The 19,968-nt window shown below is 35.9% G+C and carries 23 protein-coding genes, 1 other RNA gene and 1 pseudogene; 10 read left to right on the forward strand and 15 right to left on the reverse strand.

Annotation, left to right across the window (positions count from 1 at the left end):
• Positions 1-319: 319 nt before the first annotated feature.
• The 3 genes from MJG50_RS20615 (at position 320) to MJG50_RS20625 (ending at position 1,378) form a co-directional block, all read left to right on the forward strand.
• The gene (locus MJG50_RS20615) at positions 320-424 is read left to right on the forward strand and encodes a YjcZ family sporulation protein (protein WP_240257665.1); all 105 of its coding nucleotides are present in this window, start codon (positions 320-322) and stop codon (positions 422-424) included.
• A gap of 193 nt (positions 425-617) precedes the next feature.
• A non-coding RNA gene (gene ssrS / locus MJG50_RS20620) (6S RNA) lies at positions 618-802 on the forward strand.
• 135 nt (positions 803-937) lie between these two features.
• The gene (locus MJG50_RS20625; protein WP_240257666.1) at positions 938-1,378 is read left to right on the forward strand and encodes an OsmC family protein; all 441 of its coding nucleotides are present in this window, start codon (positions 938-940) and stop codon (positions 1,376-1,378) included.
• Positions 1,379-1,416: 38 nt separating this feature from the next.
• Here MJG50_RS20625 and MJG50_RS20630 read toward each other — a convergent pair whose 3' ends face one another.
• Together MJG50_RS20630 and MJG50_RS20635 are read right to left on the reverse strand one after the other, a co-directional pair.
• Positions 1,417-2,040 (reverse strand): glycerol-3-phosphate acyltransferase, encoded by a 624-nt coding sequence (locus tag MJG50_RS20630; RefSeq protein ID WP_240257685.1) that lies wholly within the window; start codon positions 2,038-2,040, stop codon positions 1,417-1,419.
• Between the two features lie 14 nt (positions 2,041-2,054).
• On the reverse strand, positions 2,055-2,933 hold the full coding sequence (locus MJG50_RS20635) for a LysR family transcriptional regulator (RefSeq protein WP_240257667.1): 879 nt from the start codon (positions 2,931-2,933) through the stop codon (positions 2,055-2,057).
• Between the two features lie 115 nt (positions 2,934-3,048).
• Here MJG50_RS20635 and MJG50_RS20640 point away from each other — a divergent pair, with 115 nt between their 5' ends.
• Positions 3,049-4,161: a citrate synthase/methylcitrate synthase gene (locus tag MJG50_RS20640; RefSeq protein WP_240257668.1), complete on the forward strand. Its 1,113-nt coding sequence runs from the start codon at positions 3,049-3,051 to the stop codon at positions 4,159-4,161.
• A gap of 406 nt (positions 4,162-4,567) precedes the next feature.
• Here MJG50_RS20640 and MJG50_RS20645 read toward each other — a convergent pair.
• The 5 genes and pseudogenes from MJG50_RS20645 to proC all read right to left on the reverse strand — a co-directional run.
• Positions 4,568-4,777, reverse strand: a pseudogene (locus MJG50_RS20645) (transposase); the annotation flags it as partial.
• Between the two features lie 388 nt (positions 4,778-5,165).
• A complete protein-coding gene (locus tag MJG50_RS20650; RefSeq protein WP_240257669.1) occupies positions 5,166-5,705 on the reverse strand; it encodes a hypothetical protein in 540 nt (179 codons plus the stop codon).
• A gap of 19 nt (positions 5,706-5,724) precedes the next feature.
• Positions 5,725-6,654, reverse strand: a complete 930-nt coding sequence (locus MJG50_RS20655; protein ID WP_240257670.1) for a ketopantoate reductase family protein — start codon at positions 6,652-6,654, stop codon at positions 5,725-5,727.
• Positions 6,655-6,732: 78 nt separating this feature from the next.
• A complete protein-coding gene (locus MJG50_RS20660; protein WP_240257671.1) occupies positions 6,733-7,656 on the reverse strand; it encodes a VanW family protein in 924 nt (307 codons plus the stop codon).
• 388 nt (positions 7,657-8,044) lie between these two features.
• The gene (proC, locus tag MJG50_RS20665) at positions 8,045-8,854 is read right to left on the reverse strand and encodes a pyrroline-5-carboxylate reductase (RefSeq protein WP_240257672.1); all 810 of its coding nucleotides are present in this window, start codon (positions 8,852-8,854) and stop codon (positions 8,045-8,047) included.
• 118 nt (positions 8,855-8,972) lie between these two features.
• Here proC and MJG50_RS20670 point away from each other — a divergent pair, with 118 nt between their 5' ends.
• From MJG50_RS20670 to MJG50_RS20675, 3 genes are all read left to right on the forward strand, one after another.
• Complete coding sequence (locus tag MJG50_RS20670; protein WP_240257673.1) at positions 8,973-9,149, forward strand: hypothetical protein; 177 nt, start codon at positions 8,973-8,975, stop codon at positions 9,147-9,149.
• A 97-nt stretch (positions 9,150-9,246) separates the two neighbouring features.
• Positions 9,247-9,375: a hypothetical protein gene (locus MJG50_RS22255; protein ID WP_275695703.1), complete on the forward strand. Its 129-nt coding sequence runs from the start codon at positions 9,247-9,249 to the stop codon at positions 9,373-9,375.
• Positions 9,350-9,547 carry a hypothetical protein gene (locus tag MJG50_RS20675; protein ID WP_240257674.1) on the forward strand — a complete coding sequence of 66 codons (198 nt, stop codon included), beginning with the start codon at positions 9,350-9,352 and terminating at the stop codon, positions 9,545-9,547. Before MJG50_RS22255 ends, MJG50_RS20675 begins: the two co-directional genes overlap by 26 nt.
• A gap of 56 nt (positions 9,548-9,603) precedes the next feature.
• Here MJG50_RS20675 and MJG50_RS20680 read toward each other — a convergent pair whose 3' ends face one another.
• The 8 genes from MJG50_RS20680 to speD form a co-directional block, all read right to left on the reverse strand.
• A complete protein-coding gene (locus tag MJG50_RS20680) occupies positions 9,604-10,158 on the reverse strand; it encodes a DNA-3-methyladenine glycosylase I (RefSeq protein WP_240257675.1) in 555 nt (184 codons plus the stop codon).
• Between the two features lie 87 nt (positions 10,159-10,245).
• Complete coding sequence (locus MJG50_RS20685; protein ID WP_240257676.1) at positions 10,246-10,389, reverse strand: hypothetical protein; 144 nt, start codon at positions 10,387-10,389, stop codon at positions 10,246-10,248.
• A gap of 103 nt (positions 10,390-10,492) precedes the next feature.
• Positions 10,493-12,817: an RNA polymerase recycling motor HelD gene (helD, locus tag MJG50_RS20690; protein WP_240257677.1), complete on the reverse strand. Its 2,325-nt coding sequence runs from the start codon at positions 12,815-12,817 to the stop codon at positions 10,493-10,495.
• A 147-nt stretch (positions 12,818-12,964) separates the two neighbouring features.
• A complete protein-coding gene (locus MJG50_RS20695) occupies positions 12,965-13,900 on the reverse strand; it encodes an SDR family NAD(P)-dependent oxidoreductase (RefSeq protein WP_240257678.1) in 936 nt (311 codons plus the stop codon).
• A gap of 54 nt (positions 13,901-13,954) precedes the next feature.
• Positions 13,955-14,527 (reverse strand): TetR/AcrR family transcriptional regulator, encoded by a 573-nt coding sequence (locus MJG50_RS20700; RefSeq protein ID WP_240257679.1) that lies wholly within the window; start codon positions 14,525-14,527, stop codon positions 13,955-13,957.
• A gap of 115 nt (positions 14,528-14,642) precedes the next feature.
• Positions 14,643-15,350: a TerC family protein gene (locus MJG50_RS20705; RefSeq protein ID WP_240257680.1), complete on the reverse strand. Its 708-nt coding sequence runs from the start codon at positions 15,348-15,350 to the stop codon at positions 14,643-14,645.
• A gap of 86 nt (positions 15,351-15,436) precedes the next feature.
• The gene (locus tag MJG50_RS20710; protein WP_240257681.1) at positions 15,437-15,568 is read right to left on the reverse strand and encodes an FbpB family small basic protein; all 132 of its coding nucleotides are present in this window, start codon (positions 15,566-15,568) and stop codon (positions 15,437-15,439) included.
• A gap of 326 nt (positions 15,569-15,894) precedes the next feature.
• Entirely contained in the window at positions 15,895-16,707 is an 813-nt protein-coding gene (gene speD, locus MJG50_RS20715) for an adenosylmethionine decarboxylase (protein ID WP_240257682.1), read from the reverse strand.
• Positions 16,708-16,963: 256 nt separating this feature from the next.
• On the opposite strand from speD, the gene MJG50_RS20720 reads away from it, so the two are divergent.
• Genes MJG50_RS20720 through dagF form a run of 3 tightly spaced genes read left to right on the forward strand, consistent with a single transcriptional unit; the run spans position 16,964 to position 19,891 of the window.
• Entirely contained in the window at positions 16,964-18,058 is a 1,095-nt protein-coding gene (locus tag MJG50_RS20720) for an amidohydrolase/deacetylase family metallohydrolase (RefSeq protein ID WP_431307310.1), read from the forward strand.
• A 10-nt stretch (positions 18,059-18,068) separates the two neighbouring features.
• Positions 18,069-19,142, forward strand: coding sequence for a DgaE family pyridoxal phosphate-dependent ammonia lyase (locus MJG50_RS20725; protein ID WP_240257686.1), 1,074 nt, complete (start codon positions 18,069-18,071; stop codon positions 19,140-19,142).
• Positions 19,143-19,147: 5 nt separating this feature from the next.
• Complete coding sequence (gene dagF, locus MJG50_RS20730) at positions 19,148-19,891, forward strand: 2-dehydro-3-deoxy-phosphogluconate aldolase (RefSeq protein WP_240257684.1); 744 nt, start codon at positions 19,148-19,150, stop codon at positions 19,889-19,891.
• Positions 19,892-19,968 lie beyond the last annotated feature (77 nt).

Here is a 19,968-nt window from a genome sequence, read left to right on the forward strand (position 1 = left end):
CAGAGATATTAACGCAGGACAAAATCTAAAAGCTGAAGCGATAAGACTTCTAACCATAGGGACTACGGGGGTAGCCTAATTAATTAGAAGCCAAAAGGCTTCCGTACTTAGGAATCTCCCACTTCAAACAACCAGTAAGGGTGTTAAGTGGTGAGTAGTTCAACACTCATACAGCTAGGCTTCGTATGAGAGAGAAGGAATCAGGATGAATAACCACGTAGGTGTTTAACCCTTTTTTCATTTCTCCACCTCTGTCCATTTCATTCTAACCCCCTTCTTCATATTTCTATAGTATCCTGCTATGAAGGAGGTGCTTTTCATGGGCTACGAAGGCGGAGGATATAATAATAATTTTGCTTTAATTGTTGTGCTTTTCATTCTCTTAATAATTGTCGGTGTCGCATATGTAGGCGGAGGTTATTAATCATTTGAATTACCTACAATGATTCATATCCACCATATCCGACTAACAACTCTCCTCATGTGAAGCGTTCTTTAAAAAAGAACGCTTCTTTCATTTTCAAGTTACATATCATAATCTTTTCTTTAAACAACCAAACATGGTAATAACCACCTATTTCAATTAAAACAACACTTTGTTATTATAAAAACATCAACAAATGCTGTATTGTTTGTTTCCTACTATTGTTTCAACCGAATAGTTATGATTTGGGAGTTCAAGAGATTAATTAGCAACATCACGCCATCTTAAGTTAATGGAAGATGACGCTCATTATGCGAACACCCACCTGTATGAATGCAGGTTGTGAAACAATATGGAGACGGCAATTGTGGCATTCCCTTTCTTAATAAATATACAGCTGGTTCCGTGGAAACGGAGCCAGCTTTTTTTCGTGTAAATCAGAATTCTTTCTTATTATCCATACTAGGAATATAATTAACATATAATTTAGAATAATAAGAAGGGGTGACGAACATGGCAACATTTATTGTAAAAGGCACATGGACTGGAGATCGGAATGGAGTCGGAACCATCACTACAGATGGATTTCAAACGAAAGTATCCGCTCCAAAACAGCTTGAAGGACCTGGTATTGGCGCTAATCCAGAGGAGTTATTAATCGCTTCAGCATCGAATTGTTACATGATCACACTTGCTGCAATCCTATCGAATCGGAATATTGAGTACACTCATCTAGAAATTGAATCGGAAGGGACTGTATTAAAGGACGGGAAACGCCTCTTTTTTGAAAATATTGTCCATAAACCAATAATAACTGTAAATGATTTAGATACCGAAACAAAGGAAAAACTTGAACAACTCGCACATCGAGCAGAAAAAGCATGCTTCATCTCACAAACTCTTAAAGGAAATGTTGAAGTTAGTGTTATTCCAGAAATTAAGATACGTAAATAAAAGATTTTACAAAAAAAAGCAGAGACTTTACGTGTCTGCTATTTCTTTTTCTTAAATGAACCCGAAATCCTAACTTCTGTTTTATTTTTGATTCTTTTTATGTTTTCTACATGCTTATAGACACTTAATAAAAATAAGAATAAAGCAATCATTGTTGGATAGATTCCATGATCAAATACAAAGGTTGTAATTGTAAAGGTAATATACATCAAAAATACTCCTACAACTAAATAATCAGTTACAATGGCAGTTATAATTAAGATACCAATTGATATAAGCCCTATTTTCCAGTCAAGTGCTAGAATGAGTCCGACCATCGAAGCTGTTCCTTTTCCACCAGAAAAGTTCATTGTGAATGGATAATTATGCCCGATGATTACGGCCGCACCCACAATATAAAGAATGAATACCTGCAATTCATTTATAAGATCCGCATCATTCAATACTATCCCGCCGATTACGATTGGCAATACAGCTTTGCCAATATCAATAAGAGCAACTATAATTCCATATTTCCAGCCGAGAACAATCATTGTATTCGATGCTCCCGCATTTTTTACGCCGCTTTGCTTTATATTGACTCCCTTTAATTTTCCGATTATTTGTGACCCATGAATACACCCGATTAAGTATCCAATGATCATTGCTCCAATGAAATAGATCATAGTGCCCCCCTTTATTTATAATGATCACATAAATGAGTGATAAATAGATTGATTACTTCGGACTTCATCTTTGTTACTACATACGTACCAGCAACTGGCAATGCAATTTTATCAGTAAAAACCTCAAGAACCCTTCCTTCTAAAAGTTCCCTGGTCACAGTTGATCTTGGCAAAAATGAAATACCCAAGCCCTCTTCAATAAAACGCTTGGTTACATTGACTTGTGAAACAACCATAGAACAGATTCTTGGGTATTTTTGCTTTATGTGAAAGAGTAAGTCATCCCAATATACTGGATGATTATGAGATAAAATGATGTTTTCATAAATCACTTTTTCAAATTCTAAAGGAAGCGCAGATTCCGCATCCCCTCCATCATGTGGAGCGATGGCTATAATTGGATCTTCATACAATTTTAGGCTTGTAAGACCGAGATTTTCGAATTGAACCCTTGATAAACCAATATCTGCACTCCCATTTCGAATTGCCTCTCCAATTAAATTTGACTCCATTACATTAATAGCAACTTCAATAGTTGGATTTCTTTTCATAAAGATTCGGATAAAATTTGGCAAAATGGATGCGGCAATTAAAGGTGAAACGGCTAAACTAATTTTATGTTTATAACCCTTACCCCACGTTTCTAAATCTTGTATTCCCTCTTCAAAGCTTCCAAGAATATTGATTGCATATGGTAAAAACCTTTTTCCCGCTGTGGTTAAAGCAATATTTCGTCCCTTTTTCTCAAACAGACCGACTCCTAAAAGGCTTTCGATTTGCTTTATATGAACAGTTACGGTTGGCTGAGCAATATATAAACGTTCAGCAGTCTGATGAAAATTCTCCGTTTTCGCAGCGGTTACGAAGGTTTTTAACCATTTCATATCCATACAAACACCCCTATTGATTAATATTCATAATTAATAATCCCCTTTTTATTTATTATTCATAATTAACTGATTGTTGTAAAGTAAAAGTAAGGATTTTAATTAGGAGGGATATTTCATGGCAAAGGTCACTGGTCTTGAAGGGATAATAGCTGCCGAAACGGAGATAAGCTTAGTTGATGGTGATAATGGACTATTAGTGTACAGAGGTTATTGGGCAAAGGATTTAGCAATCGATCATTCATTTGAGGAATGCGCTTATTTATTACTATACGGAAACTTACCAAATGAAACTGAACTCTTACAGTTTACAAATCGTTTAATTGATAATCGTAAACTTCCTCAAGCTATTGAAGAAATTATTGATCGACTACCAAATGATATGGACATGATGAGTGTTTTACGAACAGCCGTCTCGGCACTTGGCGATTCGACCTTTAGTTGGAAACCAACTATTGAGCAAGCGGTGCGAATCATTTCTGTTGTTCCAACCATTATTGCATATCGATATCATCAGGTAAGAGGTAGTGAAGTATTTTTATCGAAACGAGGTCTTTCACATATCGCAAATTATCTATATATGTTACAGGGAAAAGTTCCGACCCATGCACAAGAACGTGCTTTGACAGCTTATTTTGTGTTGACGCTTGAACATGGGATGAATGCCTCAACATTTTCAGCAAGGTCTGTTCTATCAACAGAATCGGATATCATTTCTGCTATTACTGGCGCTATTGGAGCTATGAAGGGTCCTCTTCACGGGGGAGCACCAACTGAAGTCATTCATATGTTAGATGATATCCATTCAATCGAAAATGCTGAACAATGGCTACGTGAAAGGTTAGAAAAAGGTGAGCGAATCATGGGGTTTGGGCATAGAGTCTATAAGACTCATGACCCACGTGTGGTTGCATTAAAAAAAATCTCACAAATTCTAGCCGGCAAGGATCCGTGGCTCGATCTCGCCTTACATGTAGAAAAAACTGCCATCCGCTTATTAGAAGAATATAAACCAGGTCGCAAACTTTATACGAATGTTGAATTTTATGCAGCTGCAGTACTAAGAGCCGTTCAAATGCCGGCGGAACTTTTCACTCCAACATTCACTGCAAGCAGAGTTGTTGGCTGGTCAGCTCATTTGTTGGAGCAAGCAGAAAACAACCGAATCTTCCGACCGCAATCTACCTATGTTGGCGAAATGCCTGGGAATTCAATTGGTAGGGGGTTCTAATATCAATTAATGCGGGTTTAAAAGAATTACACTCCAATTTGACGTGGTAGAATTATAATAATACCTGAATTATTCATACCGCCCTATAGGATTAGGCAATTAATTAAAATTCAAATTCTTTTGCTTGCTTTTTGAAAAAACTAAATCTGGGGCGTATCCTAATTACGGAACAGAGTGAGCCCATTTTTGGACAGATTACTCCCTTGGTTTTAATATAATTTTTTTTGGGCTGTAAAACGTGGTTGTTGATTTCCGCTGCAGACACTCGCTTTCCGCGGGCGGTCCTGGAGCCTCCTCGTCGCTGGCACTCCTGCGGGGTCTCCCCTGGACGCGCTATTCCCGCAGGAGTCTCTTGTCTTCCGCTCCAATCAACAAGCGCTACAAATCTAATATATGTTAACTTATTCTAACTGTAAGTTTTGAATTCGACTGACCAAAAGAAATTCTTATACACGAAACTAGAAGTTAAATTAAAATATAAGGATCTTCCTAACTTTACTAATTTACTTGCTACTTTAATAATTCTTGTGCGTATCGTCTCAATTTGCATATTCTTCTGCTTAGATGGAAAAGCAAGGATACAAAGTCAATTCGTTAAGTTATAAGCCAAAAGACTTTTGATGCAATAAGTTTTCGTTTGAATGAAAATAGTAAGTTCTGGAATCATTTAACTGTTAGGCAATTAAATAAACACTAATCTATTGATTGAAGCGGAAGGTGGCGACTCCTGCGGGAAAAGCGTGAGACTTGAGACCCCACAGGAGCGATTAGCGACGAGGAGACTCAAGCCACGCCCGCGGAAAGCGTCCACTTGAAGTGGAAATCAATCTGTTCCAGAATAAGAATCTTTGCGAAAATTGCATTCATTTATTTAGTGCAACAAATATTGTATAGAAAACTGATAATATAGGAGACAGTGGCCTATGTTAGTAAAACTTTGAATAATTTAGGTAACCTAAAAAAAAAAGACTATAGGTTTTTCGAAATCTACAATATAAATATACTTAGTACTCTTCCATAGCCTTTTTACAATTTGAAGTAATATAGTACTTCATTGGGATTATTTGTTCGTAAAACTTTCCAGCTTTATCTTTATAGACAATTTTGACCTTTGTAAACGCTGTTTCCGCAGAGTATGATACCAGTCCAATGACCAGACTCCATTCCTCTCCTGGCTCTATAACTGCACCTTCCGCTTTAACCCGGCTGTCCCACTTTTCAGGTAGTGGAAATAACTCATCATTAGGTGGCCATCCATCTCGGAGACCCATAAGTAGTTCTTCAGGTACATGTTCTACAAGAACTGCATCAAGCTTCCTCATACCATTAGCTTCTACTAGATTTACTTTAGTAATCGTGATTTCCATATCCCCTTGATTTCTAAAAAGCTCTCCTACGGTAATATTTACCCCGGCACTTCGTTCTGCACAGATGTTCATTTGATCATCACCAAAAAAAAGCAAATCTCCTTTATTTATATTTTTCGAATAACTGCCAATGGCCACCATAAACAATACTCCCGATAAAATTAAGAATATTTTCATGTATTTCATGGGTCACTCATTACAGGTTTTTTACTTTATTTTGCGACTCATATACTTTCAAATTCGAATAAATGACCTCCAAAAAGGGTGTTTCAATTCCATGTTCTTGACCAATTTCATATATGTAACCTTGTAATTGGTCTGCTTCGACTTGGATACCTTTTTCCATATCACGTTGCATTGAGGATTTCATTTCATATGTCATTTGATTCACAGTTTCAAGATGCTTTTCTTCAATATCATCGTCTATCTGCGCGCCATTTGCTCTCATAACTGACCCAATTTCCTTAAATAAGTTTAAGATAAGCTTCTGACCATTTTTTTCTTCGCGAATTGGACCAATTGGGGACCTCATCAATGTGGTGATACCAGAAAGACCCGTAATAAACATATACTTATGCCATGTATCGCGAATGATATGTTCACTTAGGATAAAGTTTGTCTTTGTCCCTGAGAGGACCTCTGCTAATTTTTCGATTCGCTCTGTTTTTTCACCTGATAATTCACCGAATAAAGCAGCATGTCTTGGGCTTGTTTGAATAATCGTTCCGTTATGGTCAAGGGTTGTTTCGATAAAACATAGACCGCCAATAATATTCTCCTCGTTAAATCGTTGCTTTAACACCTCAAGATGCCTGAACCCATTTAACAATGGCCAGATCATTGTATCTTGTTGTACATAAGGTTCAATACTTTGTAATGCACCTTCAAGATGATATTGTTTCGTTGATAAAATAATGACATCAAAAGGGCTAGCTTCATCACCTGTTTGAATTGTTTTTGGTGTTGCATTTATATTTCCGTGCACGCTTTCAATTCGTAGTCCATGTTGTTGTAATTGCTTTTGTCTATGTTCACGAACTAGAAATGTAACGTCTACTCCCTTTTCTAGAAGACGTCCTCCAAAATATCCACCAACAGCCCCTGCTCCAACAACTAGTATTCTCACAATCTAGCATCCCCTCTCCTGTACAATTAGCTTAATTATATATGCTTACCAGAAAAAAAAGCCAGCAACCGCTGACTTTTAATTCGAAACATAATTAACGGCAGAACGAATTTGAAATTCAATCGTCCCTGCATTTTCATTCACATTTGCCTTTAATACAACTGGATACGGTCGATTATTCGCAAATTTAAAATCCTTGTACCCATAGGCAACAGTTGCATCTTTCCCTACAGGGACATATCCAACCGATTTTGAATGATGGTGGAGTTCTAAAATTTCAAGACCAGCCTCTGCTACCGCATTATACAACGTACTTGAAGTTTGGCAAACTCCCCCTCCATAGCCAGGAACAAATTCTTTATTCACAATAACCGTTGCAAGCTGGTATCCATTTGCTTTCGATGCATTCCCAATAATGGAATTAAAATAAAAATGATCCCCCGGACCCAACACAATATTATTAATTTCATTTGCAGATTTTGCAATATTAAAGACTCTTCCCTTTACACTTGCATCAAAATAGGTCGTAAAACTACCTAAGACAACTTCATCTAATCCTACTACTGTATCTTCAGTAACATTTGGTGGAGTTTCAGTAATCGGTAATTCCACCTCTTTTGTAAAAAGAGAAGATTCTAGCAAACGATTAACCAATTCTTTCTCATGCATGATCATTTTACTCTGGCCTGGAATAAGTTCACCATTTGTATTAATTTTTGCTGGTTTCATAGGTTGATCAATACCTGAAGCTACTTCCTTAGCAAAACCTTCAAGCATCGTTTTATATTCTTCTTCATTTAGAAACTCATTCGGATTAAACACTTTGATAACTTTATTCGTACGCGGATCAATAACACTTATTTTTTGGACGTAGTCTTGTTTTGCCACCATTTCCATTGATGATATTTGGTGTAATTCTGAATGAACAATCTGCTTTTCTTCACCAATGCTACACCCACCTAATAATAAAACACTCAGTAAAAATAAAGTCGGTTTCCTCAAGTCTCTCTCTCCCATTACGTGAATTTCTGGACAATGTAACAATTGTTAAAAACAAATTACAAAAAGCCCACATTAGGAATTTTATTAAGCTATTTTGAATATATTCCTATTTACTGCAAAACTATGAGTTTTCAATTCTTCTTGAAGGAAAAGGTTAGTGTTTGTATGGGATTTATATAGGAAATAGAGTCATTATTAATCGCAGGAAAGATTCAAATAGTAGTAGGGAAAATAAGAAGAAAGTAGTACGTCACATCATAATATTAGACGTACAAAGACTGTAAAATGTTTCTAAAAAATGAACTATTTTTTGAAATATTTGTAATGATTTTTCTACATAAAAAAGAAGCCCGCTGATGAACGGACTTGGATTTTGCTACAAAACCTTTTAGCCTTTTGAAAGCTCAACCGATTTTTTCGTACATCTTTCCATTGCAGAGATTACACTTGAACGAAATCCATGTTTCTCTAGCTCTGCGACAGCTTGTATCGTCGCACCACCTGGTGTGCATACATTGTCCTTTAATTCTCCTGGATGCAATCCTGTTTCTAGCACCATTTTTGCTGCTCCGAGTACAGCTTGTGCTGCAAGTTTATAAGCTTTTTCCCTTGGAATCCCTTGTATCACAGCTCCATCTGCCATTGCTTCGATAAACATATACACATAAGCTGGTGAGGAACCACTGATAGCTGGAATTGCATCCATCAATTTTTCTTCTATAACCTCTGCCTTTCCAAAACTTTCAAATAGGCGTATTACATCAATCATTTCATCTGAATGAACAGAATTACTCGCACATAGTGCACTCATTCCTTCTCCAACGAGTGAAGGCGTATTCGGCATTGACCTAACTACCTTAACTCTTCTACCAAAAGTCTTTTCAATAAAATCCAGACTAATCCCTGCAGCAATTGTAATCACAATCGCATCTTCCTTCATTACATTCTTTACTTCATTAATTACTTCTGTATATAAATCAGGTTTTACAGCTAAAAATAAATAATCAGCGTCTCTTGCAACCATTTCATTATTGGTTGAAGTTTTTATATGAAACTGATCTTTTACACTTATTAATGTCTCTTCTGTTCTTGCACTTACAATAATTTGTTCAGGAGATAAGATGCCAGATGTAAGCATTCCCTGTATCATCGCCTGTGCCATTTTTCCACAGCCGATAAACCCAACTTGCCCATTCATATATAATCCCTCCATTTACCATTTTTCCATAATAGCATACTTATTCAACATCCAAAAAGGAAATATCCTGAAAACCTTACGTTAGATAAGCATACCTTATAAAAAGGGGGTGATACGTATGTTAATCGATCTACTTCTTAATTCATGGCTTGGAATTGGGATTTTGATTGCGATTCCACTTATCTTTTTCAGTTTTTCTTCAAGAATCTCTAAAAAAATGAGAAAGGATATCGAAAAGAATCCCTATGATCATCGTAATAATCCCCCACCACCACCAGGGGGAGGAATATTTTAACCTTTCTGCTCGAAACGATTTCTTCATACTCTCGATTTTTTTGGACATACTAACGGTCAAAAAGGAAGTGATCACATTGAACCGAATTTCTAAACTAATGGATACACTATTTGGTTATACAGGCTGGCTTGATACATCAAATACATTGATTAATAGGGAACGTGAATTAGGGGCACTGTACAAGGATGATGAGGATGATAATGAAGATCATTACACGTTTGAGTAAAGGCCGGGGGATCCCGGCCATTTTTTTGATCATTTTCATCGTTATTTTTATGCTGCAGATGGTGATTTTTGCAGTTACGGGCGCTATTTTGGAAATACGGTCATTATTCCGAAAATACGGGCGTTATTTTAAAAATACGGTCATTATTCCAAAAATACAGGCGTTATTTTAAAAATACGGACGTTAGCAATAAATGCCCTCATCTATACACCCACTGTTAAAAGCAATTTATTTTTCATAACAAAAACAACTTACAATATGGTCATTCACCATACCAGTTGCTTGCATGAATGCATAACAAATCGTTGAGCCAACAAATTTGAAGCCCCGTTTTTTCAAATCCTTACTCAACTTATCACTAATTTCTGTTGTGGGAGGAACCTCACTCATTGCATTAAAATGGTTCTTAATTGGTTTCCCATCCACAAACGACCAAATATATGTACTAAACGATCCAAATTCTTCAACAATTTTAAAATATGCCTTCGCATTCGTTACCACTGCATTCACCTTAAGTTTATTTCGGACAATTCCCTCATTCTGAAGAAGTTCTTCAATCTTCTTAGCATCATATGTACTTATTTTTTCTGGATCAAATTGATCGAATGCCTCTCGATAATTCTCTCTTTTCTTAAGAATGGTGTACCAGCTAAGGCCAGCTTGTGCACCTTCAAGATTTAAATATTCGAATAGCTTTTGATCATCATAGACCGGAACTCCCCATTCATTATCATGATAGTCAATGTATAACGGATCATCATTTACCCATGCACATCGATTCAAATTACATTCTCCTCTCACGTTTTACCTCTATTATAACGTAGAAATAAAGGTCTTCAGCAAGAAGACCTTTATTCGCGTCTATTCTCCTTAATCCTTTATTCCCTCAAGCCATTCTTGATAACATTCACCACATAGCACTTCTTCACGCTCTGTATCAACATTTACGAACGCAACATAGTGGAATTTTTGATCTTCAAATGGATGCTCGCAGTAAAAACAATTTGAAGACATTTTCTTTCCTCCTAATTTTAGTATTGTCCTCATTATTTTTATCCATTTCCACTTTGTTTTTACATGAAAATAATAACCAAAAAAAGCCAGCAATTGCTGACTTTTATTTTAAGTAATAATTTTCCTTAGGTACTTCATTCATTAACATCGTTCTTTTGCCTATGGTAAAAATATCAAGCTCATGCATGGCCCTAGTACAAGCAGTATAAAATAACTTGCGCTCATATTCTCTCCCATATTGATCATTAGAACCGTTATAAATGATGACTGCATCAAATTCGATACCTTTTGCCAAATATGCTGGTAATATCAAGATCCCCTTGTCAAAGGAATAAGTTTCATTATCCATAACACGTACGGGTAGTTTTTTCTGAAGAGCATCGAATGCTTCCTTACTTTCAATTGCAGTTTTACAGATGATTGCAATGGTTTGATGTCCTTCATCTTGTAATTGATTAACACGCTCAACAATTTTATCATGCAGTTCAGACTCATTCCCCACTTCAGTGAGTGTTGGAAGAAGCCCAGGTCGATTAAAAGGTTCAATCATTTCTCCACCATTAATTAGGCATTTTGTGAACTCCACAATTTCTTTTGTTGAACGATAACTTTTTGTTAGTTCAACTCGCTCATACTTGCCTTCCTCAAAAATTTCCGGTGAGAGTAAGGTAGGTGCATTCATGGAATGTGCATAAATCGCCTGGTTATAGTCTCCTAATATCGTCATCCGACAATTGGAAAAGAGCTGCTTAAGATATTCAAATTGAAAAGGAGAATAATCCTGTGCCTCATCGATAAATAAATGGCGAATCAATGTATTAGACTTTTTCCCTTCAAGTTGATCCTGTAAATAGAGATAGGGGGTTGCATCCTCGTAAGTTAATTCCTTTTTCTTTATCCTTTCAACAGTAAAACGACATACCTGTTCCCATCCTTCAAACGGTTTTAACGAACTAATTCCTTCAAATAGTTGTCGATAAACACCTTGCACATTCAAAAATTCCAGCCTTTTAACTGCTTGCTTTAATGGTTTAAAATGTTTACGAACAATTTCCTTGGCTATTAACTTCTGTTCTAGTTCAAAATCGTCGAATGTTTCTTCTGAAGATTGTCGTTTCCTTTGAAGCTCTTGATAAAAAGCAAGATATTCCGCTTTGTCCATTAGCTCACTTTCTCGGGTAACCCAATCTTTACCGCGTTCCTTACGTTCAATTTTAAAAAGCTCTTTGCCAATCCATTCTGCTAAAATACTCATTCGATTTGGAATAGAATTTGATCGGTCTAATGAATAAAAGGTATTTTTTATTTCATCTTTTGAAATAATTATCTTACCTCTAAACTTAATATTTTTGAAAAGAAGTCCCTCAGTTCCGAGTGCTTCGATATATTTATCAATCCGGTCTTTAAACCCAATACTTGCCTTATAATGAATGGCTGTTAATCTAGTCTCATAATCTGGATGGTCTACATCTCCGAGTAAAAATTCCATTTGTGTGAATGGGTCTTCTACCTTGAAGGTTTTCCCAAGACGATACTCCACATATTCTTGGAAGGTCGATTGCTGCATATTATCTTCACCCAATTCAGGGAGAACAGTTGCAACATAACTATTAAATAGAGGGTTTGGAGAAAATAACATGATATTACTTGAGTTCAATTGTTCACGGTATCGATACAATAAATAAGCTACTCGTTGAAGAGCTGCAGATGTTTTCCCACTGCCCGCTACACCTTGAACGATGAGGTATCTACTTTTTTCATTTCTAATAATTTTATTTTGCTCTTTTTGAATCGTAGCCACGATGCTTTTCATTTGCGTGTTTGAATTATTACCGAGAACCTCCTGAAGCATCTCATCCCCAATCGTTACCCCAGTATCAAACATACTTTTGATTTCCCCTGATTTTATAATGAATTGTCGTTTAACACTCATGTCACCTTGAATCGTACCAAATGGAGTGTTATATTCTGCAGGACCTGGATAATAGTCATAATACAGGCTGGAAATCGGTGCTCGCCAATCATAAATAAGGAAATTTTCATCTGTTCCATCTAATAAGGAGGCTATTCCGATATATACCTTTTCTTCTTCCTTCTCGTCATCTTCCAAAAAATCAAATCGGCCAAAATAAGGGGAATACTTAAGTCTATCCAACGTTTTTAGTTGTTTATGAATTTGTTTATGACTTCTCTCACGTTCACCGATTAATTCAGCCTGTTGCTTAATACTTGTAAATGTTTCAATCACATCATCCGGCTCATCTAAGTTAACCGTAATGTCATTCCAAAAATCTTTACGAAGCTCGACAATGTCTTTTTTTAGTCCACCAATATTCGTGTCTAGTTTTTTTACCTTTTGATCAATTTCTTCTAAAACATGATCAACACGTTCCTGTTCCAGTTTCCAGTCTACATTCATTTTTTCCATCTACAACACTCCTAACAAATAGGTTGACAAACAAAAAACATTGTTATAAAATTATAGTAAGGAATTCTATCTTTAGAATTAAATAGTACGTAAAAAAAGACAGAACAAGCACATCATATCATGTTGTTCTGTCTTTTTCAATGACTTTTAACGATATTGCCTCATATAATCCAAGGTTCTTCCGATTCCTTCCTCATAAGGTGTTGTTGGAAGCTTTCCTATTTCCCTCTCATATTTCGAACCATCTAAAACGACTGGCTCCTCTGTTAAATAAAGCATTTCGACAACCTCTCTCATCTGCTTATCAAAAATTCCAAGTAACCGGATCATCCCTTTTGTAACAGTCGACACATCCTTTTCATAGGAAAGATGCTGTTTTGCAATTTTTATAATCTCCTTACCCGTAATCACTTCTGTTGCAGGGATATTCCAATGCTGACCATATGCGTGTTCATGCATCGCTAAATCTACAATTGCTTTTGCCCCATCTGGAGTATAAAGATATTCTCTCGCATTATTTTGATTGCCAACAAACATTGCCTTTTTCTGTTGTACCATCTTTTCAAATGTGTATGTCAGCATCGCATTCTCAGTATTTGGACCATAAAAATCTGGAAAATGCGCGGTTAATACAGGAATCTTTGCCTGGTCTGCAATCTTTCCAAGCAATACGCGAATTTTCCCCTTTTTCGTATGAGGGTTTTTAGGGGAATCCTCATTCACCTTTCCACCGCTACTTCTACCATACGCATAAATATTATCAACAATCGCAAGTTTTACATTTGCACTTTCCGCCGTTCCAACTACATTTTTCATAAGAGTAGGTTGCTTTGCTGCCCATTCACCATAAGGTATATTGATTGCATGGAAAATGACATCCACACCTTCAGCTGCTTTTGCTAAATCTTCTTTATTAAAGACATCTCCACTACAAATCTCTACTTTCTTATTTCGTCCAAATAGAGTTGTTAATTTTTCACGTGTACGAGCAAATGCCACAACATTTATATCACGCCCGCTTAACTCCTCCACGATTGCATACCCCATACCACCAGACGCTCCCAATACTAACGCTTTTTTCATTCTTTATCATCCCCTTCTTTTATTGACCATCGTTCAATTTAATGCAAAAAATTTTTATACTAAAATTGGCTTTACGATATACTCCACGTGTAACTTCGCTAGTTGCTTAACTTCCATGTAAGTTTGATCACTTCTGCAATAGTGCGTGACAAAGCCATGTAGTGAAAGAAAAATTGACCAAATATCTTGAATGCTTATTTTGTTATTTGTTAGCTGGGAAATAGAATTTGCAAACATCTCATAGCTTTCAAGAGGCTCTGTTTGTATACAGCTTTTTACTTCTTCGTCATTAATTAAGAACATTAATTCATAATGACTTTTATTCTCGAGACCAAACTCAATATAACCAAGTAAAATTGCTTTTAGTTTTTCTACTGTGTTCAATTCCTGTTCCATAATTCTTAATAAAACACCATTAAGCATGTGAAAATCTTTAACCACCATAGCGTAAAAAAGATCTGCCTTATTTTTAAAATGATAATAGATGGAGCCATGGCTGTAATTTAATTCTTTCGCAATTTGTCTCATCGAAACATGCTGATAGCCTTTTTGTACAAATAATTCATGAGCAACATCCATTATTTTTTCTCTTGATAATTCTTCTGGAACTTGTTTTCTTGGTGACATTACTATAAACCTCACTTTTTAACCACTGTTCAATTAAATAATATTCCAAAGTTAACCAAAAGTCAATGTAAAAAAGCTGTGAAATCCAAATATAGGAATCACAGCTTTCATATTATTAATCTACTTTTCTTAACACTTCATGTTCATGTTGTTCTGCTCTATTAGCAGCAGATTTCTTCTTTTTGAGGTAGCCAAGTGATAATATAACTGCAACTACTACGAATTCGAAGCCATATTTGATAAATCCATTTTCGAAATAAGTCTTGAGGAATGGTTCCCCTACAATCATTTTCGATGCTGTCCAAGCTAGTACTGCAGCTCCAATTGTAATGATAATTGGGAATCTGTCCACCCAACGTAAAATAAGTGTACTACCAAACATAACGACAGGTACTGATATTAATAAGCCTATTATTACAAGTAACATATTACCATGTGAGGCACCTGCGATTGCTAATACATTATCCAATCCCATCAAGGCATCAGCAATAATAATTGTTCGAATCGCTGCCCAGAAATTCCCTGCAGCTTTGACATCATGATCCTTTTCATCTGTAAGAAGTTTATAAGCAATAATAACTAATAAAAGTCCTCCAACTAACAATAATCCAGGAATCTTCAATAACCAAACAACCGCTAGTGTTGCCGCAATTCTTATCAAGATTGCTCCAACTGTCCCCCAAATAATAACCTTTTTCTGTTGGTTTTTTGGTAGATTTCTAGCTGCAAGCCCGATTAGGATTGCATTATCTCCCGCAAGAACCAAATCAATCACAACAATAGATAAAAGTGCTGCTAACCATTCTGAACTAAATAGTTCCATATCATTTCTCCCTTCTACATTTCTTAAAGTTTATTTATCTTCTAATATGAAAGGGAAATAGTATCCCTTTCATATTAAAAACAAGTTTACCTAAGCGCGATGTGTTTCTCGTCAATACGCTTTTCGATTTTTTCAATTTCAGCTTTATCTCTAAGAAGTTCTTCTTTGTTTCTTTTAATTAAATCTTTTAAAGAAACAGTACCTGATTTTTTCTTCAACATGGCTCTCACCCTTTCTTTTTTTACTTCATCTATCCAAATAGGTATCAATTCTATGAATGATTACTTAGAAATCAAAAATGACCTTTACCGTTTTTGGTAAAGGCCATAAATAAAGACCTTTACCCGTTCTGGTAAAGGTCTTGCTAACAACGTAATAGTTGCCAACAAAGCCGAGAGTAAAATACTCCGAATTGACGACTTTGCTGTAAAAGCTACTCCCCTTTAGGAGAAAACTATTCATTTAATTATTTTAAGAATAACATCACATCATATATTTTGTCAATCATTCGTTGCATTTTTCTATTAAAAGTTAGTTGTCGTTACTAATTTGTTATATTCTTCCCGTAAAATATTTCGTCCATTTCCATAATTAATTTCTTAGTAATTTTATTCTCTTCCTCGGTTGATAACATTTCTTTCGTATTACTAAAAAACAAGTAATGCTCTAAATCAAATTTTTTCAGTTTACATTTTGTATGAAAGATATTTTCCTGATATACATTTACATCAATCATATCGTATAACTCCTGAATTTCATCAGGAATATAATTTTGGATGGAGTTAATTTCATGATCAATAAATAATTTGTGTCCGGTAACATCCCGTGTGAAACCACGAACACGGTAGTCCATAGTCATTACATCGGTTTCAAATGAGTGAATTAAGTAATTTAATGCTTTAAGTGGTGAAATTTCTCCACAAGTTGAAACATCAATATCTGCGCGGAAAGTACTGATTCCATCCCCAGGGTGAGATTCAGGATATGTATGAACAGTAATATGACTCTTATCCATTTGTGCAACAACGGACCCTGGGATTGGCCCAGGTGATTCCTCAAATGCCTCATCTGGTGATTCATCAACTGGTCCTTCTGATACTAAGATGGTCACACTTGCACCTTGGGGTATATAGTCTTGTTTTGCAACATTTAAGATGTTTGCACCGATAATATCTGCAACATTAGATAAGATTTCTGTTAATCGATCTGCATTATATTGATCATCAATATAACTAAGATACGCATCACGTTCTTCCTCTGAACTTGTATAACATATATCATACATATTAAAACTTAATGATTTCGTAAGATTATTGAACCCATGTAATTCTGTAATTTGGTTTGGAGTCAGATTCATTTATTTGTCCCCTTTTTTCACTTTATTTTTATCTTGGTTGTATATGCAGATAATATGCACTTAAAAAAGGATTTTATTAAGATTGAAAAAGGCTTTTTTAGTATACCCTTTTATTGTTCCACAATAATTTAATCATTCTTTTTTTGAATAAACATTATAATGTTATATACTTTTAATTTTTAATGAGTTATAATCAGAATTGTTAAAATATAAATTCATAATCGTCCAGATAATGATGTGTGGAAAGGCCTTGAAAATGAGACAAGTTTTAAAAAATGTTGCATTAGTTAATGGTGAATATAAGGATATTGTGTTTGAAAACGGGTTAATCGTTGAAATAACTACGAATTATAAAGGTTCTGCAAGAATCGTTCACATTCCGAATAATTGTTTTGTTTCTCCTGGTTGGATTGATATACACACACACGCTTTCCCTAAATATCCTCCTTATCATGCAAGACCAGATGAAATAGGATTTCAAACAGGTGTAACGACAGTTGTTGATGCCGGGACATGTGGAGCAGACCATCTTGAGGAATTTTATAATCTAGCACTAAATAGTAAAACTCGCGTACTAGCTTTCCTTAATATTTCACGAATTGGATTGAAAGAAATAAATGAACTAAGTAATCTTGAAAACATTTCATTAGAAGCAATTGAAGCTGCTTACGAAAAATTTCCTGATTTTATAGTCGGACTAAAGGCGCGGATGAGTGCTAGTGTAGTCGGTAATTCGGGTATTAAGCCACTTGAGATGGCAAAAAGCATCGCAAAATCTTTGGATTTACCTGTCATGGTTCATATTGGTAGATCTCCCCCAAAAATTGAAGAAATACTCGCTCTGCTCGAACGCGGCGATATTGTAACACATTGCTTTAATGGAAAAGCTAACAAGGTCATAACTGAAAATGGATTACCTCTTCAAGGATTACTCGATGCAATCAATCGAGGGGTCGCATTAGATATTGGGCATGGCACAGAAAGCTTCTCATTTGCAGTTGCGAAACAGGCACATAAAGCTAAAATTCGATTTGATAGCATTAGTACTGATATTTACAACGAAAATAAAAAAAATGGCCCTGTATATGATATGGCAACAACTTTAACAAAATTTTTGGCATTGGGTTACCCACTCCCAGAAATTATTAATGCTGTAACAGAGCGACCTGCTGAACTGATTAATCGGTGTGAACTTGGCCACCTAAAAGAAGGAGCAGTTGCTGACTTTACATTCTTTAAAATCATCGATAAAGAGATACAACTGATTGATTCTTATGGGAATACGATTAGCTATCCGAAATATATTAAGACATGTGGGGTAATGATAGGCGGTGAATTGATTGAATTTTAATCATATTGGTATGAATAAAGTAATAAATGCAAGTGGACGAATGACGATACTTGGAGTTTCAACTTTATCCCCAGAAGTCCTAGACGGGATATCGTACGGTGGTGGTCATTATTTCGAGATGGCAAAGTTATATGAACAAGCTGGAATAGCAATTGCCAAACGATGTAGAACAGAAAATGCAATGATAACCAACTCAGCATCAGCATCTATTGTATTAGCAATCGCAGGTCTTATTACGAAAGATGATCCTTATGCTGTTGAACATTTACACAAAGTGTCTCAGCACTTACCGAATGAAATGATTATCATGAAAGGTCATAATGTTGATTATGGGGCACCGATCGAAACAATGGTATATCTAGCTGGTGCGAAGCTCAAAGAGGTAGGCTACGCAAATGGATGCAGTCTTACACATCTTGAGTCGGCAATCTCAAATTCAACCATCGGGGTTCTTTTTGTTAAGTCACATCACTGTGTACAGAAAAATATGCCATCACTTGAAGATGTTAGTGCTATTTGTAAGGAAAAAGGTATTCCACTCATTGTTGATGCTGCTGCCGAAGAACAGATTGATGGATATTCAGAATTGGCTGACCTAATTGTATTTAGCGGTTCAAAAGCGATTGAAGGCCCTTCTTCAGGAATTTTAGCAGGTAAAAATAAGTATATTCACTATGCTTCCTTACATCGATCCTATATCGGACGTGCAATGAAGGTTGGAAAAGAAACCGTCTTTGGTTTACTAGCAGCGATTGAACAATACGGTAAAAAGACTCTTTCAGGTGAAGACCAAAAAAGAATCTTACAACAAATGGACGTATTAAACAATATTCCAGGAGTTAAAGTTGATGTCATACAAGATGAGGCTGGCAGAGAAATTTATCGAAGCAGACTTTTCGTTAATCCATCCATAGCTGCTTGTTCAGCAATGGATGTCGTACAATCCCTTAAAGCAGGGGAAATACCAATATATACTCGTGATTATCATGCAAATGAAGGTCATATCGATATTGATCCTCGACCATTACTTGAAGGGGATATTGAATACATTACAATGAGACTACAAGAAATCTTAGGAGGATAATTTCAATGTCGGTTTTTTATAAAGATAGGGTTTGTTTAAATGTACTTGCAAAAGATGTTGAAAATGCAACAGAAATATATAATGCAGCGGACGGACATGTTCTGATTGGTGTATTATCAAAACAATTTGCTACTGTTGAAACCGCAGTAGATGGTATGAAAAAGTTTGCAGATCAAATTGATAATGCCGTTTCCGTTGGTCTAGGTGCTGGAGACCCGAACCAATGGAAATTCGTTGGTGATATAGCGAGAGAGTATAAACCTAAGCATATCAATCAAGTATTTACCGGTGTGGGATATACTAGAGCAGCTGTTAATAATGATGAAACAATGATTAATTGCCTCGTTTCACCTTCAGGAAAGCCAGGGTACGTAACAATTTCTACTGGGCCACTTAGCAGCAAGGAAGAAAAGGCAGTTATTCCTATTCATACTGCAATTGCAATGATGAAGGATATGGGCGCAAATGCAGTTAAATTTTTCCCGATGAATGGTTTAGCAACAATTGAAGAATATAGGAAAGTTGCAGAAGCCTGTGCCAAAGAGGCATTTTATCTAGAGCCAACAGGCGGAATCGACCTAGAAAACGTAGAAGAAATTGTTGAAATTGCCCTTAAAGCAGGCGTTGAAAAGATTATACCCCATGTATATTCATCAATCATTAATAAAGAAACAGGTAAAACAAATGTATCTGATGTTAAAATACTTTATAATAAACTAACAGTACTTGTTAATAAATATCAAAGCTAATAGGGAGGAATAGGCTGAGTTTTTTTAGAGGTTGTTCAAAAAGTCCGGTAAAAATGACACATCGAATTTCTTCGTTG

The sequence above is a fragment of the Fredinandcohnia quinoae genome, from assembly GCF_022427965.1.
Lineage (GTDB): Bacteria > Bacillota > Bacilli > Bacillales > Bacillaceae_L > Ferdinandcohnia > Ferdinandcohnia quinoae.